At 65.3% G+C, this 26,280-nt stretch carries 22 protein-coding genes; 10 read left to right on the top strand and 12 right to left on the bottom strand.

Annotation, left to right across the window (positions count from 1 at the left end; genetic code table 11):
* Together FPY90_RS13140 and FPY90_RS13135 are read right to left on the bottom strand one after the other, a co-directional pair.
* The gene (locus FPY90_RS13140) at positions 1-402 is read right to left on the bottom strand and encodes a VOC family protein (protein WP_071213813.1); all 402 of its coding nucleotides are present in this window, start codon (positions 400-402) and stop codon (positions 1-3) included.
* Positions 403-523: 121 nt separating this feature from the next.
* Entirely contained in the window at positions 524-1,105 is a 582-nt protein-coding gene (locus FPY90_RS13135; RefSeq protein ID WP_071213814.1) for a PadR family transcriptional regulator, read from the bottom strand.
* Positions 1,106-1,220: 115 nt separating this feature from the next.
* Between FPY90_RS13135 and FPY90_RS13130 the strand changes: the two genes are divergently transcribed.
* From FPY90_RS13130 to FPY90_RS13120, 3 genes are all read left to right on the top strand, one after another.
* Positions 1,221-2,315 (top strand): aromatic ring-hydroxylating oxygenase subunit alpha, encoded by a 1,095-nt coding sequence (locus FPY90_RS13130; RefSeq protein ID WP_307578777.1) that lies wholly within the window; start codon positions 1,221-1,223, stop codon positions 2,313-2,315.
* 36 nt (positions 2,316-2,351) lie between these two features.
* Positions 2,352-3,359 (top strand): PDR/VanB family oxidoreductase, encoded by a 1,008-nt coding sequence (locus FPY90_RS13125; protein WP_498681507.1) that lies wholly within the window; start codon positions 2,352-2,354, stop codon positions 3,357-3,359.
* A gap of 87 nt (positions 3,360-3,446) precedes the next feature.
* Positions 3,447-4,811, top strand: coding sequence for an MFS transporter (locus FPY90_RS13120; protein ID WP_498681505.1), 1,365 nt, complete (start codon positions 3,447-3,449; stop codon positions 4,809-4,811).
* 136 nt (positions 4,812-4,947) lie between these two features.
* Here the strand turns inward: FPY90_RS13120 and FPY90_RS13115 are convergent, their stop codons facing one another.
* The 4 genes from FPY90_RS13115 to FPY90_RS13100 are packed head-to-tail and all read right to left on the bottom strand — an operon-like array spanning position 4,948 to position 9,258.
* Positions 4,948-6,207 carry an NAD(P)/FAD-dependent oxidoreductase gene (locus tag FPY90_RS13115; RefSeq protein ID WP_498681504.1) on the bottom strand — a complete coding sequence of 420 codons (1,260 nt, stop codon included), beginning with the start codon at positions 6,205-6,207 and terminating at the stop codon, positions 4,948-4,950.
* On the bottom strand, positions 6,207-6,527 hold the full coding sequence (locus FPY90_RS13110; protein WP_498681502.1) for a 2Fe-2S iron-sulfur cluster-binding protein: 321 nt from the start codon (positions 6,525-6,527) through the stop codon (positions 6,207-6,209). Before FPY90_RS13110 ends, FPY90_RS13115 begins: the two co-directional genes overlap by 1 nt.
* Before the next feature lie 46 nt (positions 6,528-6,573).
* Entirely contained in the window at positions 6,574-7,902 is a 1,329-nt protein-coding gene (locus tag FPY90_RS13105) for an MFS transporter (protein WP_498681500.1), read from the bottom strand.
* A gap of 57 nt (positions 7,903-7,959) precedes the next feature.
* On the bottom strand, positions 7,960-9,258 hold the full coding sequence (locus tag FPY90_RS13100) for a cytochrome P450 (protein ID WP_498681498.1): 1,299 nt from the start codon (positions 9,256-9,258) through the stop codon (positions 7,960-7,962).
* Positions 9,259-9,380: 122 nt separating this feature from the next.
* Between FPY90_RS13100 and FPY90_RS13095 the strand changes: the two genes are divergently transcribed.
* Positions 9,381-10,154: an IclR family transcriptional regulator gene (locus tag FPY90_RS13095; RefSeq protein WP_498681496.1), complete on the top strand. Its 774-nt coding sequence runs from the start codon at positions 9,381-9,383 to the stop codon at positions 10,152-10,154.
* A 276-nt stretch (positions 10,155-10,430) separates the two neighbouring features.
* Here FPY90_RS13095 and FPY90_RS13090 read toward each other — a convergent pair whose 3' ends face one another.
* Positions 10,431-11,855, bottom strand: coding sequence for an MFS transporter (locus tag FPY90_RS13090; protein ID WP_498681494.1), 1,425 nt, complete (start codon positions 11,853-11,855; stop codon positions 10,431-10,433).
* 32 nt (positions 11,856-11,887) lie between these two features.
* Positions 11,888-12,958 (bottom strand): MBL fold metallo-hydrolase, encoded by a 1,071-nt coding sequence (locus tag FPY90_RS13085; protein ID WP_498681493.1) that lies wholly within the window; start codon positions 12,956-12,958, stop codon positions 11,888-11,890.
* Positions 12,959-13,116: 158 nt separating this feature from the next.
* Here FPY90_RS13085 and FPY90_RS13080 point away from each other — a divergent pair, with 158 nt between their 5' ends.
* Positions 13,117-14,007 (top strand): LysR family transcriptional regulator, encoded by an 891-nt coding sequence (locus tag FPY90_RS13080; protein ID WP_498681492.1) that lies wholly within the window; start codon positions 13,117-13,119, stop codon positions 14,005-14,007.
* Between the two features lie 221 nt (positions 14,008-14,228).
* On the opposite strand, the gene FPY90_RS13075 is transcribed toward FPY90_RS13080, so the two are convergent.
* Together FPY90_RS13075 and FPY90_RS13070 are read right to left on the bottom strand one after the other, a co-directional pair.
* On the bottom strand, positions 14,229-14,879 hold the full coding sequence (locus FPY90_RS13075; RefSeq protein WP_498681490.1) for a PIG-L deacetylase family protein: 651 nt from the start codon (positions 14,877-14,879) through the stop codon (positions 14,229-14,231).
* A 198-nt stretch (positions 14,880-15,077) separates the two neighbouring features.
* Positions 15,078-15,827: an IclR family transcriptional regulator gene (locus FPY90_RS13070; RefSeq protein ID WP_498681488.1), complete on the bottom strand. Its 750-nt coding sequence runs from the start codon at positions 15,825-15,827 to the stop codon at positions 15,078-15,080.
* A gap of 303 nt (positions 15,828-16,130) precedes the next feature.
* On the opposite strand from FPY90_RS13070, the gene betT reads away from it, so the two are divergent.
* The 5 genes from betT (at position 16,131) to FPY90_RS13045 (ending at position 23,794) form a co-directional block, all read left to right on the top strand.
* Entirely contained in the window at positions 16,131-18,389 is a 2,259-nt protein-coding gene (betT, locus tag FPY90_RS13065) for a choline BCCT transporter BetT (protein ID WP_498681486.1), read from the top strand.
* Between the two features lie 336 nt (positions 18,390-18,725).
* On the top strand, positions 18,726-19,355 hold the full coding sequence (locus FPY90_RS13060; RefSeq protein WP_498681485.1) for a cyclodeaminase/cyclohydrolase family protein: 630 nt from the start codon (positions 18,726-18,728) through the stop codon (positions 19,353-19,355).
* Positions 19,352-20,257, top strand: coding sequence for a bifunctional 5,10-methylenetetrahydrofolate dehydrogenase/5,10-methenyltetrahydrofolate cyclohydrolase (locus tag FPY90_RS13055; protein ID WP_498681483.1), 906 nt, complete (start codon positions 19,352-19,354; stop codon positions 20,255-20,257). Before FPY90_RS13060 ends, FPY90_RS13055 begins: the two co-directional genes overlap by 4 nt.
* A 25-nt stretch (positions 20,258-20,282) precedes the next feature.
* Positions 20,283-21,203 (top strand): formyltetrahydrofolate deformylase, encoded by a 921-nt coding sequence (gene purU / locus FPY90_RS13050; RefSeq protein WP_498681482.1) that lies wholly within the window; start codon positions 20,283-20,285, stop codon positions 21,201-21,203.
* Between the two features lie 86 nt (positions 21,204-21,289).
* Complete coding sequence (locus FPY90_RS13045; protein ID WP_498685588.1) at positions 21,290-23,794, top strand: GcvT family protein; 2,505 nt, start codon at positions 21,290-21,292, stop codon at positions 23,792-23,794.
* Positions 23,795-23,858: 64 nt separating this feature from the next.
* Here the strand turns inward: FPY90_RS13045 and FPY90_RS13040 are convergent, their stop codons facing one another.
* Both FPY90_RS13040 and fdhA read right to left on the bottom strand, forming a co-directional pair.
* Complete coding sequence (locus FPY90_RS13040) at positions 23,859-24,506, bottom strand: GntR family transcriptional regulator (RefSeq protein ID WP_498681481.1); 648 nt, start codon at positions 24,504-24,506, stop codon at positions 23,859-23,861.
* A 253-nt stretch (positions 24,507-24,759) separates the two neighbouring features.
* Entirely contained in the window at positions 24,760-25,980 is a 1,221-nt protein-coding gene (gene fdhA, locus FPY90_RS13035; protein WP_498681479.1) for a formaldehyde dehydrogenase, glutathione-independent, read from the bottom strand.
* Positions 25,981-26,280 lie beyond the last annotated feature (300 nt).

Raw genomic sequence — 26,280 nt, 5'->3', positions numbered from 1 at the left:
TCATTCCTTGGGAATGACCACCTCGCCCTCGAGTCCGTCCGGGTCCCGGAAGAACATACTGAGCACGGAACCGAAGTCGTTGATTCTCCCGTCTCCCGCTCCGGAGGCGATGAGCCGGTTGCGGATGGTCTCGAAGGCCGGCCGGGAGGCGGCTGCAAGGCCGAGGTGGTCGATGCGTCCGCGGCCCCACATCGGGGTCTGCCGTCGCGCCTCGGCGTTCCCGTCGATCACGAAGACATTGAGTTCCGTGCCCGGCCCGATCCTGATGTTTGTCATGGTCTCGCCCGGGCCGTGGTTGCGGGTCGGTCCCACCTGCGCGTCGAAGACCTTTCGGTAGAACTCGCCCAGTTTTCCGACATCGTTTGAGATGATCGCGATGTGGTTGACCCCATCGAGCAACATGTTCCCATCCTCCGTCTTGCCATGGCACGCTCGAGTGCCTTCCATGCCATTGAGCTACAGGTTCCGGGAGTTTACAAGGGCGGCCCAGCGGTGGCCGGCTCGGGGCGAATGGGGCTGGCGGTCAGCCGTTGAGCCGGTCGATGAGCTTGAGTCCGCGCCGGGCCCAGGCGATTTCTGCCTCCGCCTGGGACATGAGCCCCTCGTAGGTGTAGATCTTGTAGGCGCTGGTCTTTTCGCGGTCGGCCTCCGGGGTGTTGGCCAGGCGCCGGTTGAGCATGGCGCTGGAGCCATCCTCGATTTCCCTGACCTTTTCGCGCCATTGGCCCAGAAGCCCCGTGTGGTGTTCGATGTGGGCGCGCAACTGCTCCCGGGCGGCATCCGGATCCGCCCATTCCAGATAGGCGGCCTTGAGGTGTGCGGGGTCGCGGGTGCGGGCGTATTCCAGCGGGGTGTTCATCCAGTTCCTGAATGCAGCCTTGCCCGCCTCGGTCACGTGGTACTGGCGCTTCTTGCCACGCGGGCCCCAGGGGATTTCCTCGCCTTCGAGCAGGCCCTCGGACTCCATGCGCCTGAGCTCCGGATAGATCTGCGAGTCGGGGGCGTGCCACACGTGGCCGACCGAGGACTCGAACTGCTTGTGCAGGTCGTATCCGGTCATCGGCTCGACAACGAGCAGGGCGAACAATGCGTTACGGAGACTCATAGCAACTTTCGGCGGTCACGGGTGTTGCAAATCACTATATCCGCAGTTAGTCTATGACCAACACCACTAACTATGTCGATAGGTAGTTTTGCTGCCGTATCGAAAGGAAAACCCCATGACCGTCGTCGCCACGACAAGCTCCACCACCAACAAGGTCCTGCCCCACCCGCTGAACGCCTGGTACGTGGCCGGCTGGGACCATGAGGTCACCCGCAAGCCGATGTCCCGCCGCATTGCCAACCGGCCCGTGGCCCTCTACCGCACCGAGGACGGCAGGGCCGTCGCGCTGGCGGATGCCTGCTGGCACCGGCTGGCACCGCTGTCCATGGGCAAGACCATGGAAAAGGACACCATCCAGTGCCCGTACCACGGCATCATCTACAACTCGGCCGGCCGCTGCGTCTCCATGCCGGCGCAGGAAACCATCAACCCGTCCGCCACCGTCCCCTCGTTCCCCGTCGTGGAGCGCTACCGCTATGTGTGGATCTGGATGGGCGACCCGACGCTGGCCGACCCGGATCTGGTGCCGGACATGCACCAGATGACGTCCGACGAGTGGGCGGGAGACGGGCTGACCATCCACGCGGCCTGCAACTTCCAGCTGGTGCTGGACAACCTCATGGACCTGACCCATGAGGAGTTCGTCCATTCCTCCACGATCGGCCAGGAGGAACTCAGCGAGTCCGACTTTGTCACCGTGCGCGAGGGCAACAAGGTGACCGTCACGCGCTGGATGCACAACATCGACGCCCCGCCGTTTTGGCTCAAGAACATGCGCGACAAGTTCCCCGGTTTCGAGGGCAAGGTCGACCGCTGGCAGATCATCAACTTCGAGGCGCCCTCCACCATCAGCATCGACGTGGGGGTGGCCAAGGCCGGCACCGGTGCACCGGAGGGCGACCGCAGCCAGGGCGTCAACGGCTTCGTCATGAACACCATTACCCCGGAAACCGACAGGTCCTCCCATTATTTCTGGGCCTTCATGCGCAACTACTGCCTGGACAGCCAGCTGATCACCACCCAGCTGCGCGACGGCGTGCACGGGGTCTTTGGCGAGGACGAGGAAATGCTCATGGCCCAGCAGGCAGCCATCGACGCCAACCCGGACTACGAGTTCTACAACCTGAACATCGATTCGGGCGGCATGTGGGTGCGCCGCATCCTCGAAGCGATGCTGGCCGCCGAGGGACGCCTGGCCGCCTCCGCCTAAGGCGGAGACGGACAGCGAAGGATACGGACAAGGACCATGGCAGCAACCAACATTGAAACCTGGCAATCGGCCACCGTCGAACAGGTGGTTCCGGTCGCCGACGGCATTGCACGCATCGTGCTCATACCCTCCCTGCCGCTCAAGGCCGAACCGGGATCACACGTGGACCTGATGGTCGAAATCAACGGGGAACAGGCAAAACGCTCCTACTCGGTGGTGGAATCGAACCACGACGGGACCCGGCTGGTGATCAGCGTGATGAAGGCGCCGCTCTCGCGGGGAGGCTCGATCTTCATGCACTCACTCGTTCCGGGGCAGCGACTTGAAATCACCCAGCCGCTGCAGAACTTCCCGCTGCGCGTCGGCGCCCGGCGCTACATCCTGCTCGCCGGAGGCATCGGCATCACCGCAATCGCCAACATGGCAGCGGTGCTCAAACGGCTGAAGGCCGACTACACGCTGGTGTACGTCGGACGCAGCCGGGGCGCCATGGCGTACCTGGCGGAGCTGTCCGACCTGCACGGCGAGCGGCTCGAGGTGCACGTCGATGACGAGGGCTCCTCGCTGAGCGTCCCCGCGCTGGTGGGCCGCGCCGATGCGGACACCGAACTGTACATGTGCGGGCCCATCCGGCTGATGGACGCGGTGCGCCGCACCTGGGTGGAGCGCGAGCTGGATTTGCCCAACCTTCGTTACGAGACCTTCGGCAACAGCGGCTGGTACGACCCCGAGGAATTCATCGTCAGGGTTCCCAAGCTCAACCTGGAGGTCACGGTCCCGCAGGGCCGCTCCATGCTCGAGGCCCTCGAGGACGCGGGCGCGGAGATGATGTTCGACTGCCGCAAGGGAGAATGCGGGCTCTGCGAGGTCCGCATCACCGAGCTCTCCGGTGCCATCGACCACCGCGACGTGTTCTATTCCGAGCGCCAGCAGCGCCAGGGCACGAAGATGAACTGCTGCGTCTCTCGCGCTGTCACCTCCCCGACAGGTTCCCGGACCGATGCGGGCGCCGGACCGGCCGTGATCACCATCGAACCCAACTAGCAGGAGCCCGGCTGACTCCCCGCCAGGTTTCCCGTCCGGAGGCTTGGCGGGTGATTTGTCGTGTCCAAAAAACGGAAGCGCACCATCATGAATATCAGAGAACGCATCGACGCCTCTCCTATGGCCCCTTTCCAATGGGTGGTCGTCGGTGTCTGCACCTTACTCAACGCCCTCGACGGGTTCGATGTGTTGGCCATGGCCTTCACCGCCAACCGCGTCTCCACCGAATTCGGGCTCAGCGGTTCCCAACTTGGTGTTCTGCTCAGCGCCGGACTCCTTGGCATGGCCGCCGGTTCCCTGTTCCTCGCACCCTTTGCGGACGTCTTCGGGCGTCGCCCGATGCTGCTGTTCACCACCGGGCTGGCCGCGGCCGGCATGTTCCTTTCCTCTACCGCGCATTCGGTGACCGAGCTTGGATTGTGGCGCGTGGCCACCGGATTGGGCGTCGGCGGCATCCTGGCCTGCACCAACGTCATCACCAGCGAGTACTCCAACAAGCGCTGGCGCGGCATGGCCGTGAGCATCTACACCGCCGGCTACGGCGTCGGCGCCACACTAGGCGGCATGGCCGCGGTCTCGCTGCAGGCCGCCCACGGCTGGCGATCGGTCTTCGTCTTTGGCGGCATCGCCACCACCGTAGCCTTCCTGCTGTTGCTGGCGGTCGTGCCCGAGTCAGTGGACTTCCTGATCACCAAGAGGCCGCCGCGCGCCGGGAAACGCCTCGCAGTTCTTGCCCGCAAACTCCGTCTGGCAGAGGATACGGTCCTGCTTCCCGACCTCGCCGGCCATAACGCGGGCCGTGGCGTAAGGGGGCAGCAGGTGACGGCACTGTTCTCGCCGGCCAACCGACGTGCCACCGGCCTGATCTGGGTCGCCTTCTTCGCCACCATGTTCGGCTTCTACTTCGTCAACAGCTGGACGCCAAAGCTGTTGGTGACCGCCGGCATGACCGAAAGCCAAGGCGTGGTCGGCGGGCTCATGCTGACCCTTGGCGGGACGTTTGGAGCCTTGCTCTTTGGCGCGCTGACCACCACGTGGCAAACGCGCAAGGTGCTGCTGGTCTTCACCGTGCTCTCCTCGATCACGATGGTGTTGTTCATTTCGGCCGTCGGCATCCTGGCTCTGGCTTTTGGAATGGGCATCGTCGTTGGAATGCTCATCAATGGCTGCATTGCCGGCCTGTACACGCTGGCACCTGCCTCCTATGCCCCGCATACACGCGGCACCGGCGTCGGTTGGGCAATTGGCATCGGGCGGTTCGGCGCAATCCTCGCGCCGCTGGCAGCCGGTGCACTGCTGGATGCGGCCTGGAGCGCCGGGCAGCTGTACCTGGGCGTGGGCATCGTGGTCTTGGTCGCGGCAGTGGCCATTGGCTTGATGCGTTCGCCGCAGGCCGCCGAACCGGTCGCTGCCGTCGACGTCGAGGCGCTTGTGGTTGTTGACGGACGGTAGCACTTAAGTAGCTATGCTCTCGTTCCCGTGGAGGCGGCGGCCGGGCAACGGACGGCGCTCCGGATTGGCGACCATGCACCAAAGACGGACCATCGGTGCAGGGAGGCACCCTGGCACCGATGGTCCGTCTGCGGGCTCACCCGGTCAGGGCCAACGCATTCGACTGGGATTTGAGATCGAACGCCGTGTCGCCGCATTGCTCCGGCGTCACCGCCAGGACCCGGCCCAGGAGCTTTCTTGCGGCAACGTGGTCTCCGGGCCTGTTGACGGATTCGACGGCCGTGAGGACTTCCCCGTCAAAGCAGAACACCGAGAACTTGCCGCTGCCCGGGTCCCCGCGCAGCACCGTCTCATTTCCGGGTGAAGACAACCCGGCAATTTGCAGACGAACGCCGCCCTGGATCGACCAGAACCACGGCACCGGCTCGTACCGTGCATCTGCGCCGCCGGCGATCTGTCCCGCGGCGTGCTTGGCTTGGTCGGTCGAGTTCTGCACCGACTCCAACCGGATGCGCCCGGTGCCCGTCGGGCTCGGGAAGGAAGCGCAGTCGCCCACGGCGTAGATGTCGGGGTCCTCGGTCCGCAGGTCGTGGTCCACGACGATCCCGTTGTCCACTGGCAGTCCGGCGGCCCGCGCCAGTCCGGTGTTGGGGACGACTCCGACGCCGACCACCACGAGGTCCGCGGCGTACTGAGAACCCGATGTCGAGACCGCAGTTGCCACGTTCCCGTCCTCATCGCCAAGGAAGGAAGCTATGCCTTCGCTCAGGCGGAGGTTGATTCCGGCGTCCACGTGGTGCCGGGCGAAGAAATCTCCCATGGCGGGGCTCAAGGCCCTGGACATGGGACGGTCAGCAAACTCAAGTACCGTCACGTTCTTCCCCATGGCGCGCGCCGCCGAGGCAAATTCAAGCCCGATGAACCCCGCGCCAACGACCACGATATTCCAGGCCGGACCCAAGAGTTCACGCAGGTTCCCTGCGTCGTCCAACGACTTCAGACCCACGATTCCTGAAAGCGCCGACCCGGGGATATCCAGCGCCCGGTTGGAAGCGCCGGTGGCGATAACAAGCTTGGAAAACGGTACCTGTTCGCGGCCGGAAAGCCGCACCGAGCGGGCTGCACGGTCGATGGACTCAACCCGAACACCAAGACGCAGTTCGATCCGGTGTTCCTCGAAGAACGATGGTGCCCGCAAAGGAAGCGGTCCTGCTGCCTTGTCCAAGTCCAGGTAGTCCTTGGACAGGGGAGGCCTTTGGTAGGGGGCATGCTGCTCCTCGCCAAGGAGAACGATTCGTCCGGTCCAGCCCGATTCCCTCAAAGTCTCGGCCGCCTGAACTCCTGAGTGTCCCGTTCCGATGATCACGGCGCTCTGGAGGTGTTCCGAGATGTTCATTACTGGGTCTCCGGCAGGTCGACTTCAATGGTGGAAAAGTGTTCTCCGGCCTTGAGTTGGCATCCCAACCGTGAACCTTCCGCTCTGGCTGTGGCCGCACAATCAAGCATCTCGTCTTCGTCTTCGCTCAGCGGAGGCAGCTGCTCGCGGTGTTCAGGTCGAACAATCACGTGGCAGGTGGCACACATGGCCTGGCCCCCGCACTCGCCGACGATGTTTCCGACGCCATTGAGGATGGCGGCTTTCATGATGGAGACTCCCTGTTCCATCTTTACCAGTTCAGCTCCACCGATGTAGTTGTTGAAAGTTGCCGTGATCATGGTGGTACTCCCTTGTTGTCGTGGGGATTGAGTGGTGTCGTAATGGCTAATTGGAAACTGAGCTCAGGTCGTTGTCCTTGGATTCCTTCATGAAGATGACGGTGACCAAGCTGATGACCGCAAGGGTGCCGAGGTACACCATGACTGGACCGGTCGCCTGAGCCGGTGCGTAGAGCGATGCCAGGATCGCGGGGGTGAACCCGGCGCCCAAAACCGTTGCCAGCTGGTAGCCCATGGATGCTCCGGTGTAGCGGGACTTGGTGCCGAACCGTTCTGCAATGAACGCCGCCATGGGTCCGTAGATGACCGTCTGGGTGATGATCCCCAGAGCGAATCCCAGGAAGATGAGAAAGAGGTTGCCCGAAGCCAAGAGCGGGAAAACCACTGGCAAGACGAGCAGAAATGCAACGTTGCCAACGATCATCAACGGACGCCTGCCCCATCGGTCCGAGAGCCGACCGAATAACAGAGTCGTGAAGATGCTGATCACTCCGGCAATGGCAAACATGAACATGACATCCTGGCGCGCAACGCCGTGAGACACCGTGAACGTGATAGCGAAGGTCGACAACGTGGTCTGCAATGCGAAGGCTGACATCGCCGCGAAGATCACCACAAGCAGGCCCTTGGGGCGACGTAGAACTTGCACGAGGGGTGAGCGGGCTGGTTCTTGGCCCTTGGCGGTTTGCTGCTCGCTCGCTTGAAGGAAGATGGGGCTCTCGGAAACGTTTTTGCGAATGTACAACCCGACGAGAAGCAGCACGAACGACAGCAGGAAAGGCACGCGCCAGCCCCAGCTGAGGAATTGCTCCTGGGGAAGAGAAGAGAAGAGTCCCATAATGATCAGTCCCAAGACCGAACCGCTCGGAGCCCCTGCGTTGACGAATGACGCTGCAAATCCGCGCTTCTTGGAGTCAGCGTGCTCCAAGGCCATCAGTGCGGCCCCACCCCATTCGCCGCCCACGGCGATTCCTTGGATGACGCGCAGGGTCACGAGGATGACTGCGGCCCAGGAGCCGATCATTGCTGACGGAGGCACAAGACCGATCGCAGTGGAGGCCAACCCCATCATGAGCATGGAAATGACCAACAGCTTCTTGCGGCCCACTTTGTCCCCGAAGTGACCGAAGATGATTCCGCCCAAGGGGCGCGCGAGATATCCGGTGGCAAACGTTCCATAGGAGGCCACGATGCCTGCCCATGGGGAAAGGTCGGAGAAGAAGACAGGTCCGAAGACAACAGCGGAGGCCGTCGCGTATAGGAGGAAATCGTAGAACTCGACGGCTGTGCCGAAATAGCTGGAGAAAACTACCTTACGGATTTCTCGCGTGCGGGCTTTTTCGCTTGCGGAGGCGATGCGAGTGTCAATTTGCATGCTGATTCCTTTCACTTCGTTGTGCGGCGTCGGTGCATAGCTTGGTTGTCTTGCGGTCTACCAAATGACGGGAAGGGACTTGAATCCCCGAAATGCCCATCCGTCCTTGATCCCGGGGTTCGCCGGATCCGTGCTCAGTTGGGGGAAACGCTCATAGAGTGCCGGGACCGCGACGTTTCCGATGGCTGTCTCGGCAGCCCACTTCCCGGCACACATGTGGTTCCCGCTTCCGAACCCCAAATGGCGGCGTTCCGAACGGCGGGGATTGAAATGTTCGGGGTCTTCGAAATTGCTCGCGTCCCTGTTGGCGGAGGCCACCAAGAGGCCGATTTGGCTGCCCGCGGGGATCTGGAAACCATCGATTTCGGTGCTGGTCTTGGTTTCGCGCGTGACCATGCCGATCGGGCTCTGGAACCTCACGGTTTCCTGGAATACGTGAGCGAAGTTCTTGGGATCCGCGCGTGCCCAGGCCAGGTGTTCGGGATGCTGCGTCAACAGCGAGACGCTCGATGTAGTGATGTGCTGCGGCTCGCTGACTCCGCCCGAGATGGCAAGAATGACATTGGCCCGGACGCTTTCGAGCGGCATGTCGGCATGTAGCAGCAACGAGGTCATGGAGTCGTCGGGGTGCTTCCGGAGTCTCGGGAGCGCCTCGTCAAGGGCAACATCCACTTCCGCTCGAGAACGCCGGCAGCGAAGCCAGATGTCTTCGTTACCGAGGACGTTTCCTGCCCCGGCAATGAAATCCGCCGACCACCGGGCAAGATCCGTGGGGGAGACGCCAGTCAGGCCCAGCAGATCGATGAGGTTCTTGGCAGCCAACGGGGCAGCGAAGACCTCGTTGAGGTCGGCACCTGGACCGGCTGCTTCCAACGCATCCAAGTAGGTGTCGGTGTTGGATCGAAACCGTTGTTCCCAGACCTGGGCGATTTTCTTCGGTCGCAACGTGGGATTGATGACGCTGCGTTCGGCAGCGTGGGCGGCTCCGTCTTTGCGGATCATCGGCTGCCCGCCGAACGCCCGGGTCATGTGTGCTCCGGAAACGTCGTTGGAAAATATGTCAGGGTGCTGTTCCCCGAAGAGGCATCCGGCGAAGGACGCGACCAGAACCTTTTTGATGGAGGGGACCCAAACCACGGGTGATTCATCACGCAGTCGCGCATAGGTTGGGTAGGGATCGACGCGCAGCTGTTCGACCTCGACCCAGTCCGCGACCGGCAAATTGAGGGTTGCGCCAACCGGCACGGATGATTCCGCGGCTGCGGGCGCAGTTGCCTCCTCGGGCTCGGCGTGCGAGGCCCGGTCGGTGAACGGGCACCTCGATTCCGTAATGGCGCTCGTTTCCATGGTGATCATTCCTCGTTCCTCGGGTCTGCTTCCTGAATGACAACTATGATCTGAATTACATGCAAGGATTGTGAAATTCGCATGATGCGCAAAAAATGTTTTGGCAGGGGGTCAATCCAGATGAAGGGGCAATGATGGCGAAGGAGTCAAAAGGTGAATCCGCGATGAGTCGGAGTGTGAGGGTCCTTGAGGCCTTCGACCAAGGAACACGGGACCTCAGCCTGACCCAGATCACCAATCGCTCGGGAATGGCCAGCTCCAGCGCTTATCGACTTGTGAGTGAGATGACCGCACTTGGTCTGCTGGAAAAGCTCCCCAGTCGTCGCTATCGCATCGGGCTGCGGCTCTGGGAGTTGGCCAATAGAACCCCGGGTGCCCTGGGATTGCGAGAGGTCGCGATGCCGTACCTCCAGGATGTACAGGCAAGGATTCGCCAGCATACGCAGCTTGGCATTCTGAAAGGGAACGAGGTCCTGTATCTGGAGCGCCTTTCGGCCCGCCAGTCGGTCATCAACCTCACCATCGTGGGAGGCACCATGCCCTTCCACGCGACCTCGAGTGGATTGGTCCTCCTTGCGCACAGCGATCCAAATACCGTTGAAAATGCATTGAAAACGCAGCTCGACATACAGTTTCCGGCACCGCGGCCAAGTGCACAGGCATTGCGACGGATACTCGGGGATGTCCGGCGGGACGGATATGCGGTAACCCGGGGCTATGTCCATCCCGATGCCACCGCGGTGGCCGTACCAATCATGGACCCGTTTGCCACGGCCGCTGCTTCACTCGCGGTCGTTGTCCCGTCGGAAGAATTTCATCTCGAGCGTTTGCTGAATGTCTTGCGACCGACGGCCCGGAAGATCGCCGACGGCATGAGAAGCGCCTATGTCGGGGAGTCCTCGTAGCTGAAGACGCAGGTTCTGCAGCAGTGACTGTCTGCCATGGGAAATGAGGCTGGTGCCGGCGAACCTGAAGTGGGCCGTCGACCACGGAGTGCAGGGGCAGCGCGCCGTGGTGGCGACCCGCTATGCCGCCCAGGCTCAACGTCAGATTAGGGGGCCCGCATAACGGGCCCCCTAATCTGATTTACCGGGCTGGAAGCTCCCCGCCCCCGCGGGGGATCTGTGCTCGGCATAGCCGCGCACCATGGCCGGCCGGTCGCACCCTCGTTTCCAGGTGCTCTAGTTTCGAACGGCTGCGCTGAATCCCTTGTGTGCGTGCCCGGAGACTGCGCTCGACGCGGCCTCACCCACGTCCGCATCAAGGTTTTGGATATCTGAACCGGAGCGGTCCTTGGCATAGAGCAGGGCAATGAGGGACATTGTCGAGAACGACATCCACAGCAGCGCCACCAGCCACAGGTCCCCGCCGCCGGCGATGACCAGGGCGGTGGCGATCATGGGCGTGAATCCGGCGCCCAGTGTCGAAGCCATCTGGTAACCGATCGAAGTTCCCGAGTACCTTACCGAAGTCGGGAAAAGCTCACCGGCAAACGCCCCGTACGGGCCGGAGGTGAAGCCCTGGACCAGGCTCAAGCCGAGCACGATGGCCAGCATGAAGGCAACCGTGTTGCCCATGTCGAGCAGCGCCATGACGGGGAAGGCAAGGACGATGGCGCCGATGTTGCCCCAGATCAGGATTTTCCGGCGGCCCAAGCGGTCACTGAGCTTTGAGGCAACGATGATGGCCAAGACAGTGAAGATGCCGCCGATGGCCTTGATGTTCAGCACCTCGGTCTGTGCCAGGATGGCTTGCTGCACGGCGAAGGAGATCGCCCAGGCGCCCATGAGTCCCTGTGCCATCTGGCCGGAAAGCCCGGAAACCATGGCGATCAGAAGTGGCTTGCGGTGATGGCGGAAAAGTTCCGCAATGGGAATGCGCTTCTTGGCCTTCTCGGAGGACTCGGAAACCTCGGTAAAGACACGGGATTCGGAGACCTTCATTCGGATGAAGATGGCCAGCATCATGAGCACGGCAGAGAAGACGAACGGTACACGCCAGCCCCAGGCCAAGAACTGTGCCTTGGGCAGGGTGGACATCGCCGAAAGGATCAGCGTGCCAAGGATGGTTCCGGCCGGTGCCCCCATATAGGCGAAGGCGGAAGCGAAGCCGCGCGATTCCTTCTTGGAGTTCTCAAAGGCAAGCAGCATGGCCCCGCCCCATTCCCCGCCCACGGCAAGGCCCTGGAAGACGCGCAGGGAGACCAGCAAGATGGGTGCCCAGACCCCGATCTGTGCGGTGGTCGGCAGCAGGCCGATCAGCGTGGACGCGATGCCCATGGCCAGGACGGTGGTGATCAAGATGGCCTTGCGTCCGATCTTGTCTCCAAGGTTGCCGAAGAGGAACGCGCCCAGCGGCCGGGCAATGTAGCCGACCGCCAGGGTGCCGAAGGAAACAAAAAGCGCAACGTTCGGGTCCAGGTCCGCAAAGAACACTTGATTGAACACGATGCCTGCGGCCGTGGCGTAGAGAATGAAGTCGTAGTACTCGACCGCCGTGCCGAGGAAGCTGGAAAACAGGATCCTGCGCATCTCCTTCGGACTGGCGTGATAGACCTTTCCTTCCGGTGCTGGGCTTGCCGGATCGGCAGTACTGCTGTGGCTCATGGCGTGGTCCTTTCAGTGCTCGAAATTGGATGTCAGCGACTGGTCGCGCTGGCGGAAGACAATCGGGCGGCGACGCGGGCGGCGGGGCCGAAGGGAATGACTTCCAGGTCGTCGGGGATCGAGAGGGGTCCGACAAATGTTGTACGAGCCTCTTCCCAGGCTTCCGGCGGTGAATAGCTCGGCACCAGGTGGTGCAATGCCAAATGGGATACGCCGGCATCGCTGGCGATTTGGCCGGCTTCCGCCGCCGTGGTGTGTGCGCGGCGGTGGTGGTCCATGGTTGCCTGCAACATCTGCGCGTCGGAGTACTGCGCTGCCAAGATTTCCAGGTTGATGGCCTCGTGCAGCAACAGGTCGGTGCCCTGGGCAAGGCGAACCATGTTGGTGCAGGGGGCGGTGTCCCCGGAAATGGTCACGGATCCGCCAACGGTCTCGAAACGGAAGGCATAGGCCGGGGCGGTGGGATGGTGGGAGACCAGAATGGCCGTCACGGTGACGTTTCCGTCCCGGAAGACTTCGATGGGTTCCATGTCCGGGGCGACGTCGGTGTCGGGGTCAAACCCGATTCCCCCGGGTAGCTGGATCTCTCGCGGATCGAACTGCAACGCGGGGGAAACCGCGAGGGAGTCGAAGATCCGGTCGTTGCAGTCGGTCGCGTAGGCCGAAAGGATGCCTGACACCAGGCCCTCGACGCCGGGCGTCGGGCGATGCGGGGCAATCGGATTCGGGGTGGCAGTGGCCCGGGGGGAGAGCGGCGGCAACTTGCCGCGGTCGCCCGGCCCCACGACGGGAATCGGTCCGCGGGGGCTGTTTTTGAGTTCGAACGCACCGAAGAGCAGCAAAGAGGGCAGATCGACGGTGTGGTCGGAGTGCATGTGGGTGATGAAGATGCCGCCGAGGTTCGACATCGACAATCCGGCTGCATTCGCCTGGCGACCGGCACCCTGGCCGCAATCGACCAGGTACCAGGCTTCGCCGACCACCACGGCCGTGGCAATGCCGAACCTCGGTGTACCCTCGTGGTCCTTCCACCAGCGGGGACCTCCCGCGGTGCCGAGGGTGACCACATAGGGAATCATCGGGGACGGGCTGGCATCGGTCATGGCGGAGATTCTCGCTTTCCGGCGGGTGGGATGAAGAAGTCGGGACGCAGGGCTCACTGTTGGAGGCTCGTGTGCCGACTTATTGCTTGATTCCATCTTGGTGTCGTTCATCACATTTGCCTAGCTAGAATAGTTGCACACGGTCATAAGGAGAACTAATGAGTGAAATAACGCTGCGCCAACTCGAATACTTCGCGGCAATCGCGGAAACCCAATCGGTAACCAGCGCAGCCCGTCTTTGCCACGTCAGCCAAGGGGCCGTGAGCCTGGCGCTTGGACAACTGGAACACTCCCTCGGTGTCACTCTCGCTATGCGGCAACGCGGACGCGGCATTGCGCTGACGGCCGAGGGACAAGAGGTTGCCACGCGCGCGCGATTCATTGCCGACCAGGTGGAACGGCTGCGCGACGCCGTCTCCAATGCACACACCGGGCTGTCCGGGCGGCTGAGCATCGGGGTTTTCACGACACTGGCGGTCCACGTCGTCCCGCATCTCATTGACTGGTTCTGCGCTCGCCACCCCGGGGTGCACCTGGCGTTCGTCGAGGGCAGCGGCCCCGAGATCCACGAGGCCTTGTTCGCCGGGCGCACGCAGCTGTCCATTGGCTACGAGACCCAGTTCGGTCAGGATTGCACGATGGAACTGCTCCAGGAGTTCCACCGCAAGGTCGTGGTGAGCCCCTCGCATCCGCTGGCTGAATTCGAAGAGATCGGCTTTGCCCACCTTGCCCGGTACCCGGCGGCCTTCCTGAACCTGGAACCGGCGCTGCAGCATACGCTTGCAGAATTCCAGCGCCATGGCGTCACGGCAAATGTCGGCTGGCTCTTGGCCAACGTGCCCTCCATCCATTCTGTGGTGGGCCGGGGACTGGCATACTCGCTGCTGATGCAACCGACCGAGAACAGCATGGAGGACCGCCCGCTGGTGTTCCGTTCCCTCTCCGATGAAACCCAGGCCAACTCGCTGGTGGCTGCGGTGCCCACGGGCGTCAGCCGTAGCGCCATGGTGTCGGAAGCGCTGGCCGCCCTGCACGCCCAATGGACGTGAGGCCGGTCGGGCAGGATGCTTTGCGGAGGGGAAATCGCCCGGGTGCTTGCCTGGGATTTCTGCCTCGGGGTGAAATTAGCGGGGCAGCGGCGTCCCGCAGGTTCTCCACGGGAAAGACCTGGGGACGGATCCTGAGGGCCCACGGCTTGGGACCAGGGCCGGGCATCCGCCGTCCAGCGTTCCTGAAAATGCAGGCCAGGCGTCCGCGGCGCCGCTGGAGGTCAACCCATCCTGATGGCCCGAACACCCAACGCATGGTCCCTCTCGGCCGCCTTGCCGGTCCGGCCCAGGATCGAGGAGACGAGTTCTTCGGGCGGCGGATGATCCGGCAGGGCGGCAAGGTAGGCTTTGTGCGCGTTGAGCGAGGCGACTGCGAGGTCCACCGACTGCTTGCCGACGGGTATGGCGTGGGTGTCTCGGGATTCGGTGACCAACAACAACGAGACGGCCCATGGTTCATTCCCCGCCTCTTCGCCGGTGGTGCGAAACAGCCATGGGTTGTCGGCGTCACGGATTGCGTCCACGACAGCAAGCCCCGCGACCCTGTGGTCCACGTGGTTGATCCCCCACAGGGTTTCCAGGTCCCAGGTCATGGTCATGACCACATCGGGTTTGAAGCGGCGGATGTGGCGGGCTATTCGCTCCCTCAGCGCAAGCCCGGGTTCCAGCAGCCCATCGGGAAAATCCAGGATAGTCAGATCGGCAACCCCCACGATTTCGCAAGCGCGCCTTTGCTCTTCGGCGCGCAGGGGACCCGCGACGGCCGGGGCCAGATTCCGTATCCCTGATTCGCCCGAGGTCAGCACGAGATAGCCCACCTCGATGCCCCTGGAAGTCCACTCGGCCACGACGGCCGAGGCGCCGTATTCCATGTCGTCGGGGTGCGCCACCACGCAAAGCACGCGTTCGATGGCTGAATCGTCCAAAATCGGAAGCGGTCCAACCGGTTCGAGAGTTACCGGAACCACGGAATCATTGCCCATTCCTTGAGTGTAGGGGCTTGGCGCATCGCGCGGGCGATCGTCATGGCATGGCCTCCGTTCGGTGTTCAGTCGGTCATGATGGGACGGTCACCCGTCCGCACCCGGACCCAAGGCCCGGGCGATGCCTCTGGTCGCGGTTTGCAGGGCCATGACCGCGGCCGGCAAAAGGTCCGAACCGCGCGGGAGCACCACGGCCAGCACGGCCAGCGCATGGCCGCGGGCATCGAGGATCGGTGCGGCTGCCCCGGTGGACTCCGGGTCGATGAACCCATCGAAGGTGGCGTAGCCAATCCGCCGGATTTCGGCCAGCTCGTGACGCAGCTTCGGGTGCCTGGCCAGCATGGCGTCCCCGTGCCGCTCAAGGTAGCCCTCCAGCACGTTGGCGGGGGAGTAGGCCAGCAGCGCCATGCCCATGGACGTGAGGTGGACCGGCATGCGGCCTGCCACATTGGCCTGGTTGACCACGGATCCCGGGCGCGAGAGCCGCTCGATGACCAGCACGTCGTCCTCGTGCAGCACCGCCAGCTGGGTGTTCTGCCCGACCAGCTGGTTGATGTCCTCCATGAAGGGAAGCGCCGCCTGGCGCAGGCCCAGGGTCGAGGCGCTGCGGTTGGCCAGTTCCCACAATCGCAGGCCCAAGCGCACCTGGCCGTCGTTGTCGCGCGCCAGCAGACCGTGGGAGACCAACTCATCGAGCAGTCGGTAGGTGGTGGCCCGGGGAACGTCTGCGCGCCGCGACAGCGCATTGACCGTCAAGGTGGGGTTTTGCGCGTCAAAGGCATCAAGGATCCGCACCAGGCGGTCCAACATCGAGTCCCCGCTCGGTGAATTGGCCATGACACCACCTTAGAGCAGGTGGCCGTTCCCCCTGTTCCCGGGAATCGAGGGTGCTCCGGGTGGAAGCGGCAAGGCCGCGCAGGCCGACCTGCCTCGCGTGCCGCGAACGGGCCAAGAACGTCCGGAGATAAAAGTAACTCCGGCAAATTCCCTTGAACTCCGTCAAGTGGGCCTAACATGAGGAAGCAAAGGCAACCAGGTGCACCGGCCCATCCGACCAGCCCTTAGGGGTTTGACAAGCGGTTATTGACTTCATGGACGACCCTCCGGCATCCCTGGTCCACAAGACATAAGGAGAACCACATGGCCGGGCCAGAGGACATGCAGGGCACCGGGCCGGAGCGCCCCCAGCCCATGGTGGAGCGAAGCCGCTTCGGCGTCAGCGAACGGCGCAAGGACCCGGCGGCCGAGGAAAACCGTGCCCCGATCACCAGCACCGAGCTGAGCAAGGGCCCGTCCGAACTCATCGAGTATGCCGGGCCCAAGGTCAACTGGCGCGTATTCATCATCTCGGCCGTCATCATCCTGGCCTTCTCCCTCTGGGCCATCATCGTCCCGGACAACGCCGCGGCCGCCATGGCCGCGGCCGTCGCCTGGATCTCGACCAACCTCGGCTGGTTCTACGTCGTGACGGTGACCCTGGTGGTGCTCTTTGTCCTCTGGGTCGCCTTCTCCAAGGAAGGCAGCGTGCGCCTGGGCCCTGACCATTCGCGCCCGCAGTACAACCTCTTCACCTGGGTCGCGATGCTCTTCGCCGCCGGGGTCGGCATCGACATGCTCTTCTACTCGGTGACCGGACCGATCACCCAATACATCACCCCGCCCTCGGCCGACCCCCAGTCCGCAGCGGCCGCGCAGGACGCGGTGGTGTGGACGATGTTCCACTACGGCATCGCCGGCTGGTCCATGTATGCGCTGCTGGGCATGGCCATGGGCTACTTCGCCTACCGCTGGGGCATGCCGCTGTCGATCCGCGCGGCGCTCTATCCGCTGCTCGGCAAGCGGGTGCGCGGGGCGACGGGAGACGTCATCGACATCTTCGCCCTGGTTGGCACGGTGTTCGGCGTGGCCACCTCGATGGGCATCGGCGTGGTGCTGCTGAATGTCGGGATCTCCTGGCTCTTCGGCATCCCCGAGGGGCTGGCCCTGCAGATCGCCCTGGTGCTGGTGGCGGTCATCATGACCATCGCCGCCTGCACCTCCGGGGTGGACAAGGGCATCCGGCTGGTCTCCGAGCTGAATCTCTGGTCGGCCGCGGCCATGATGCTCTACATCCTGATCACCGGCAAGACCTCCTTCCTGCTCACCGCGCTGGTGGAAAACATCGGGCGCTTCATTTTCACGCTGCCCGAGCGCACGCTGCAGACCTTTGCCTACGAGGAAGACGGTTCGGCCTGGATGGCCGGCTGGACCCTGTTCTTCTGGGCCTTCTGGCTGGCCTGGGGCCCGTTCGTCGGGATGTTCCTGGCGCGCATCTCGCGCGGGCGGACGCTGCGCGAGTTCGTCATTGCCGCGATCACCGCCCCGGTGCTCTGCGACTTCCTCATCGTCTCGATCTTCGGCAACAGCGCGATGAACGAGGTGCTGGGCGGGAACACCGAATTTGCCGAGCTCGCCATCAGAAGCCCCGAGCACGGCTGGTACGCGTTGCTGGAGATGTTCCCCGGCGCCCCGTTCCTCATTGGCCTGGCCACGCTCTCGGGACTGCTCTTCTACCTGACCAGCGCCAACTCCGGCGCCATGGTCATGTCCAACTTCTCCTCCTCCATCCCGGATCCCTCGCAGGACGGCGCCAAGTGGCTGCGCATCTTCTGGGCACTACTCACCGCGGTGCTCACCGTGGCGATGCTGGTGGCCGGCGGGGTGACCACCATGGAGCACGCGACGCTGATCTTCGCGCTGCCGGTGACGATCATCGCCTACCTGGTCATGGCCTCCTTCTCCAAGGTCCTGCGGATGGAGCGGGCCGAACGCGAAGGCACCGTGATGCGCCGCCGCTCGGTGGCCGCGCACGGCGGCAACGCACCGGAAAAGACCTGGCGCCAGCGGATGGCGCAGCTGCGCGCCTACCCGTCGAACAAGGCCGTGGCCCAATACGTGGAGCGGACCATCCACCCGGCGCTGGAGGAAGTGGCCGGAGAATTCAACGAGCTGGGCTACCAGGCCGAGCTGACCACCGCGCCGAACGAAGAGACGGGGATTTCCGAGCACACGCTGCTGGTGCACATGCACGACCACCGCAACTTCCACTACCAGGTGTCGGCGGTCGAGGCCCCGGTCCCGGCGTTCGGTGCCCGCACCGTCTCCCGCGAGGTCGACGTGTACTACCGGCTGGAAGTCTTCACGCAGACCGGCACCGAGGGCTACGACCTGATGGGCCTGGACAAGTCGCAGGTCATCAACGACGTGCTGGACCGCTACGAGGCGCACCTGGCCTTCCTGCAGTACTCCTCCGAGCACGACTACGCCTCGCTGCTCACCCCGCCGCGCCCGGCCACCGGCATGGTCCCGCAGGTGGAGCAGCCGGAACCCGACGAGGACGAGGGCAAGGGCCGGGAATAACGGAAGCACCAACCGGAACCCGTGGAAGCGCGGGCCCCGGGGCAGGAACCGGACGGTGGGCCAGGCATTCGCGCGCAGGTAGCGCGAGGGATCTTGGCCCACCGTCTTTTTGCCGTGTTTGGAGCCGGCCCAGGCCGGGGTTCCGGGCGTCGCTCCTTCCGGCGCGGCCCGGCTCCGGGGTGAAAGGGGCCCGGTCCCTGCCCCGCCGGTCCACCAGTGAATTCACGTTTCTCCAAACCATTGACACGTGTGGCCAAGCTCACCTAGGGTCTGTTATATATCAGTTGTATGCCTGAATGGGCGAGGCCAGGGCGACACCGGCAAAAAGGGGTTCTGTTGATCGATATACGTGACGAGTCGGTGGGTGGATTGATCCGCGACATCGGGAAGCGGATCGCTTCGCCCGGCGGCGGAACGGTGGCGGGGCTGCAGGCGGCGCTCGGCGCCAGCCTGCTGCGCATGGTGGCGAACTATTCGCAGGGCCCGAAGTTCGAGCACGTCTCGACCGCGGTGGCCGCCATCCTGGCCGAACTTGAAGTCCTGGAGGCACGCTCGCTGGACGCCGCCAACGAGGACGCCCGCGCGTTCGACGCCGTCGGCCGGGCCTACGCGGCCAAGCCCGGGGTGGGCCTGGACCCCGCGGAACGCCGGGAAGCCATCGGCCGGGCCCTGGACGCCGCCGCGGACGCACCGGCCAAACTCATCGTGGTCTGCGGGGAGCTGGTGGCCCTCGCCGAGGAACTGGCCCCGATCGGCAACAGCAGCGTCATCGCTGACGTTGCCGCCGCCGCCGCGTCCATCCGCGCCGCGGTCTCCACGTCGGTCGTGAACCTGGAGGCAAACCTGCCCTCCGTCAAGGACCCCGCCAGGCTGCGCAACTTCGAGCGGATCCTCCAAAACGTGTCCCGGGTGCGCAACCGTGCCGATGCCCTGGTCGAGTCGGTCCGGAACCCGGTGGCGGCATGAGCGCCGGGATCCTCGACGGCCGGGCCGTGGCGGCGGGCCTTACCGAACGCTCCATCGAGCGCGTTGGCGAACTGGCCCGGACCGGTGGGCAGCGCAGCCTGCACATCGTCACCGCAACGACGGATCCCTCCAGCGAATCCTATGTCCGTGCCCTCACTGGGTATGGCACCCGCATCGGCGTCCGGGTCACCGTGGAGCGGCTTGGCGAAGGCGCCCCGGCCGAAACCATCCGCCGCGCGCTGGCCGGCGCAAGTGCGGATCCATCGGTCCACGGCGTCATGCTGCAGACGCCGCTGCCCGCCGGGGTGTCCCTGCAGCAGGTCGCCACGGCCATCGCCGTGGACAAGGACGTTGACGGGGCCAACCCGCTGTCGCTGGCCACCTGGATGTCGGGCGGCGCCGGGTTCGCCCCGGCGACGGCCGCTGCAGTCATCGAATTGCTCGACCACCACGGTGTCGAACTCGCAGGTGCCCGCGTGACGGTGGTGGGCAGGTCCCCGGTGGTGGGCAAGCCCCTGCTGCACCTGTTCCTGAACCGCGATGCCACCGTCACGGTGGCGCACTCCAAGACCAGGGACCTGGCCGCGGCGACCCTAGGGGCCTCGATCCTTGTCGCCGCGGCGGGCAGTCCCGGCCTGGTCACCGGCGAGCACGTGGGCGACGGCGCCGTGGTGGTCGATGTCGGCACCAACTACGACGCTGCCGGCCGCCTGTCCGGGGATGTCGACGCCAGGTCCGTCGCACCCCGGGCCGCTGCGCTCAGCCCGGTCCCCGGAGGCGTCGGGGCGATCACCACCGCATTGCTGTTCCACAACACCATCACCGGGCTCGCCGCCCGCCGGCCCACCAAACCAGCCGCCCCATCCACCACCGAACCGGCGCCGGTGCCGGTTCCCCACTGATTCGATAAGCCAAGGAGCACCAGCCATGACCTATTTGCCTTCCACCATCGCTTCGGGAACCACGAGCCTGCTCACGCCCCGCGAGAACACGCCAGCCACGGACCACGCGGTCCTCACGCTCTCCTGCCCGCAACGCAGCGGCATCGTCCACTCGGTGTCCAGGTTCCTCTTCGAGCGGGGCTTCGACATCGTCGAGCACCAGCAGTTCGACGACCCGGCCGCGCAGCGCCTCTACCTGCGCACCGCCTTCGTCCAGCGCGAGAAGGCGCTGAGCGCCAGCGACCTCGCCATCGACTTCGCCCAGGTGGCCAACGAGTTCTCCATGGACTTCAACTTCCACGACGGGACCAAGCCCAGGGTGCTGGTCATGGTCTCCAAGATGGGCCACTGCCTCAACGACCTGATCTTCCGCTGGACGACCGGAACCCTGGCCGCCGACCTGGTCGCGGTGGTGTCCAACCACGAGACCCTGCGCCCCATGGCCGAGGCCGCCGGGCTTCCGTTCATCCACATTCCGCTGACCGCCGACACCAAGCCGGAGGCCGAGGCACGGCTGCTCGAGGCCGTCAGCGACTTCGAAGCGGACCTTGTGGTCCTGGCCAGGTACATGCAGATCCTCTCCCCGGAACTCAGCACGCGGCTCGCCGGGAAAGCCATCAACATCCACCACTCGTTCCTGCCGGGCTTCAAGGGGGCCCGTCCCTACCACCAAGCCCACGCCCGCGGGGTCAAGCAGATCGGCGCCACCGCGCACTACGTCACCGACGACCTGGACGAGGGGCCGATCATCGAGCAAGAGGTCATCCGGGTCGACCACCGGCTCAGCCCCCAGGAGCTGGCGACGGTGGGCCGGGACAACGAGGCCCTGGCCCTGTCCAAGGCCGTGCGGCTGCACGTCGAAAACCGGGTCATGGTCGACGGACTGCGCACCATCACCTTCACCTAGCCCGGCGCCCGATCCGGGCACCACACCCCCCATATACCTGCGGTCCGCCTGCACGGCACCAGCACCCACACCCCCCAAGGAGAGCCATCATGAAGCCACCACGCGTCGTCATTATCGGAGCCGGAATCGTCGGGGCCAACCTGGCCGACGAACTCACCCAGCGCGGCTGGACCGATATCACCGTCCTGGACAAGGGCCCCATCCCGCTCACGGGCGGCTCCACCTCGCACGCCCCCGGGCTGGTCTTCCAGACCAACGCGTCCAAGACCATGACCGAATTCGCCGCCTACACCGGGGCGAAGCTCGCCTCGCTGGTGCGCGACGGCGAAAGCGCCTTCAACCGGGTCGGCGGGCTGGAGGTGGCCACCACCGCGGCCCGCATGGAGGAGCTCAAGCGCCGCCAGGGCTGGGCCACCTCCTGGGGCCTGGAGGCCCGGATGGTGGACTCCGCGGAGGCCAAGGCGCTGCACCCGCTCATCGACGAAAACCAGGTGCTCGGCGCCCTGCACATCCCCAGCGACGGGCTGGCCTCCTCGGTGCTCGCCGTTCAACTGCTGCGCGAGCGCGCCGAGTCCCGCGGTGCGGTGTTCATCGGCTCGGCCCCGGTCACCGGCGTCGAACGCCACGCTGGACGAGTCACCGGGGTGCGCAGCGGCGACACCGTGTTCCCCGCCGACATCGTGGTCTCCGCCGCGGGGTTCTGGGGCCCGGCCGTGGGGGACCTGATCGGGATGAAGGTGCCGCTGGTGCCGCTGGCCCACCAGTACATCACCACCTCGCCGCTGGCCCCGCTGCGCGGATCGGCGGCCGCGGGCCGCACCGTGCGCGGCACCGGGAACAGCGCCGACCTGCCGATCCTGCGCCACCAGGACGAGGATCTGTACTTCAGGGAGCACGGCGACCGCCTGGGCATCGGTTCCTACGCCCACCGCGCGATTCCCGTGGGCTACGACGAAATGCCGAACACCGGGGAGATCACCGAGCACAACATGCCCTCGCGCATGCCGTTCACCTCCGAGGACTTCGAGGTCCCCTGGAAGAACTGCCAGCTGCTGCTCCCCTCCCTGCACGGAGCCACCTTCGAGGACGCCTTCAACGGGATCTTCTCCTTCACCCCCGACGGCGGATCGCTGGTCGGCGAATCCCGGGACCTGCGCGGCTTCTTCATCGCCGAGGCCGTCTGGGTGACGCATTCCGCGGGCGTGGCCAAGGCCGTGGCAGAGCTGCTGGTCAACGGGCGCTCGGAAACCGACCTGCGGGAACTGGACGTCGCCCGCTTCGAGGAGGTCCAGCTGCAGCCCGACTACGTGCTGGAGACCTCGCAGCACAACTTCGACGAGATCTACGACATCCGCCACCCGCTCGAGCCGCGCACCTCCCCGCGCAACGTGCGCGTCTCGCCCTTCCACCGGCGCCAGGTCGAGCTCGGCGCCTTCTTCCTGGAAACCGCCGGCTGGGAGCGCCCGCACTGGTACGAGGCCAACGCGGGCCTCGTGGCCCAGCTGCCCGAGGCCTGGCAGCCTCCGGAGCGCGACGCATGGAGCGCGAAGTTCGAATCCCCGATCTCCGCGGCCGAGGCCCACGCCACCCGCACCAACGTCGCGATGTACGACATGACCGCACTCAAGCGGCTCGAGGTCTCGGGCCCCGGGGCCCTTCCGCTGCTGCAGAAGCTGACCACCAGCGGGCTGGACAAGTCCATCGGCTCGGTGACCTACACGTTGATGCTCGACGAGGCCGGCGGGGTGAAGAGCGATTTGACCGTGGCGCGCATCGAGGAAGAGCTGTTCCAGCTCGGCGCCAACGGCGGGCTTGACCTGGACTACCTCGTGAAGCACGCCGCGGACCAGAGTGCGGCCGACCCCGCGCTGTGGGCCCAGGTGCGCGACACCACCGGGGAAACCTGCTGCATCGGGGTCTGGGGCCCGCGGGCCCGGGACCTGGTGGCGCAGCTGACCGCCCAGGACCTGACCAACGGCGGGCTGAAGTACTTCCGCGCGGCCAGCACTTCCATCGGCGGGATCCCGGTGCGATTGATGCGCCTGTCCTACGTCGGGGAGCTCGGCTGGGAGATCTACACGACGGCCGACTTCGGCCTGCGGCTGTGGGACATCCTCTGGGAAGCCGGCCAGGACCTCGGCGTCATCGCGGCCGGACGCGGCGCCTTCAACAGCCTGCGGCTGGAGAAGGGCTACCGCTCCTGGGGCGGGGACATGGACACCGAACACGATCCGTTCTCCGCCGGGCTGGGCTTCGCCGTGCGGGCCGCCAAGGAGGGGTACATCGGGAAGGAAGCGGCGGAGAAGCGCCGCAACGAGCCCGCCGCCAAGCGCCTGCGCTGCCTGACCGTCGATGACGGAACCTCGATGGTGCTGGGCAAGGAGCCGGTCTTCGTGGACGGCACCAACGTCGGCTACGTCACCAGCGCCGCCTTCGGGCACACCGTCCACAAGCCGGTGGCCTACGCCTGGCTTCCGGCGCAGATGGAGGAGGGCGAGCAGGTGGAAATCAGCTACTTCGGGAAGATGATCTCCGCAAGCATCGTTGCCGAGCCGCTGGTCGACCCGGGAATGGTGGCGATCCGCGCCTGAGTCCGCGGGCCGCGTACCGAGAAGGCCGCCGGGCGGGTCCCCGGCGGCCTTCTTTTGTGCCCGGCTACAGGGCCTCGCGCACGCGGTTCTCGAAGTGGGTGATGTGCTCCTCGGCCAGGCGTGCGGCCAGCTCCGGGTCCCCGTCGATGATGGCGCGCAGCAGCGCGGTGTGCTCGTTGACGTGGCCTTGGATGGGCTCGAGCCCGGAGAGCACGAAGTTCCACATGCGCTGGGAGAGATGGAAGTACTGGATGAGCGTGGTTTCCACGTAGCTGTTGCGCATCACCGCGTACACGGCGCGGTGGATGTGCGCGTCCAGGTCCACCGAGGCCCGGTTCGAGGCGAAGGAGCGGGCCTCGACGTCCGCCAGGCAGGCCCGCAGCATGTCGCGGTCCTCCTCGGTGGCCTGCTCGGCCGCCCGCCGGGCGGCGAAGGCCTCCAGGACACGGCGCGCGTCGGAGATGTCCTTGAGGTCGCGGATGTTGACGTCGGCGATGATGGTCCCGCGGCGCGGGAAGACCTTGAGCATCCGGTCCGTTTCCAGGCGCTTGACCGCCTCGCGCATCGGGGTCCGGCCGACGGACAGGTCGCGCATCAGCGCGTCCTCGTCGAGGGCGCTTCCGGGCGGCAGCCGCATGTCGATGATGCGCTCGCGCAATTCCAGGTAGGCGTGTTCCGCCTGCGTCCTACCCGCCGGGACGGTGTTTGCCACGGTGCCTGGCCCCTTCGTCGATGATGCGATCCGGATGGTCATCCGTTCCTAGGTATATCAGAGAGTACGGCACGCGGGCGCCGGGCCCGGCCCTGGCGGAAGCGGGGCCCGGCGCCCGGGCGGTTCCGCCGGTTGGCAAGGACTTCATTAAAAGGCGACACGGTCGTTGCGGCTCCCCAGCGCTCTGGGTGCTGCAACGACCGTGTCGCCTGCCTGCAGGTGGAACCGCGGCATCCCGGTCCGATGTCCCGGTTTAGTTGGAGAGGTAGCCGTTGGGGTCCAGGACGTACTTGGTGGCCGCGCCGGCGTCGAACTCGGCGTAGCCGCGCGGGGCGTCGGACAGGGGGATCGCCTGGGCGTTGACGGCCTTGGCGATGTGGATGCGATCGTGCAGGATCGCCATCATCAACTGGCGGTTGTACTTCATCACCGGGCACTGGCCGGTGGCGAAGGACAGGGACTTGGCCCAGCCGGTGCCCAGGGACAGCGACAGGCTGCCCTTCTGGGCGGCCTCGTCCACGGCGCCGGGGTCCCCGGTGACGTAGAGGCCGGGGATGCCCAGGGAGCCGCCGGCCCGGGTGAGGTCCATCAGGGAGTTCAGCACGGTGGCCGGGGCCTCGGACGCGTGGGTGCCGTGGCCGTGGCCGCGGGCCTCGAAGCCGACGGCGTCGATGCCGCAGTCGACCTCGCGCACGCCGAGGATTTGCTCGATCTGGTCGGCCGGGTCCCCGGCGCCGACGTTGATCGCCTCGCAGCCGAAGGAGCGGGCCTGGGCGAGGCGGTCCTCGTTCAGGTCCCCGACGATGACCACCGCGGCGCCCAGCAGCTGGGCGGAGGCGGCGGCGGCGAGCCCGACGGGCCCGGCGCCGGCGACGTAGACGGTGGAGCCGACGGTGACCCCGGCGGTGACCGCGCCGTGGAAGCCGGTGGGCAGGATGTCGGAGAGCATGGTCAGGTCCATGATCTTTTCCAGGGCCTGGTCGCGGTCGGGGAACTTGAGCAGGTTCCAGTCGGCGTAGGGGACCAGGACGTATTCGGCCTGGCCGCCGACCCAGCCGCCCATGTCGACGTAGCCGTAGGCGCTTCCGGGGCGGTCGGGGTTCACGTTCAGGCAGATGCCGGTCTTGGCTTCCTTGCAGTTGCGGCAGCGGCCGCAGGAGATGTTGAAGGGGACCGAGACGATGTCCCCGACCTTGAGGAATTCGACGTCGGGTCCGGTTTCGATGACCTCGCCGGTGATTTCGTGGCCGAGGACCAGGCCGGCGGGGGCGGTGGTGCGGCCGCGGACCATGTGTTGGTCGGAGCCGCAGATGTTGGTGGCCACGGTGCGCAGGATGGCGCCGTGGGGGACCTTGCGCCCGATGTTGGACGGGTTCACCCCGGGTCCGTCCTGCAGTTCGAAGGTGGGGTAGGGGGTGTCGATGACCTCGACGATTCCCGGCGACTTGTAGGCGACGGCTTTGTTACCTGACATTGAATGGCTCCTATGTGTTGGCGGTCAAACCTTGGTCGTGATGCTTGTCACGCTAGACTACCTATGAAGATAGTTATTGTCAGTTTCCGTGAAGACTTTTGCGTCGGCTGCTGCTCGTTGCGCATTCATCCGAGGGTGGCATGAGGCGGCGAAGAGGGCCCGAAGAAGCGGATTGAGGCGAAAGCGGCAGGTGCGCCGGCGAACCCGCCGGGCCCGCAACGCCACCCGTGGCCGTCCCGGCCACGGACGTTCGTCCACAAGGTGAAACCAGGCCTGTGCGGTGGTTTGTGCGGACCTGCC

Origin of the sequence: Arthrobacter sp. C2 (assembly GCA_024207135.1) — a bacterium.
GTDB lineage: Bacteria > Actinomycetota > Actinomycetes > Actinomycetales > Micrococcaceae > Paeniglutamicibacter.
Note: the sequence above shows the minus strand (reverse complement) of the source record. Positions and strands in the feature narration are given on the sequence as shown.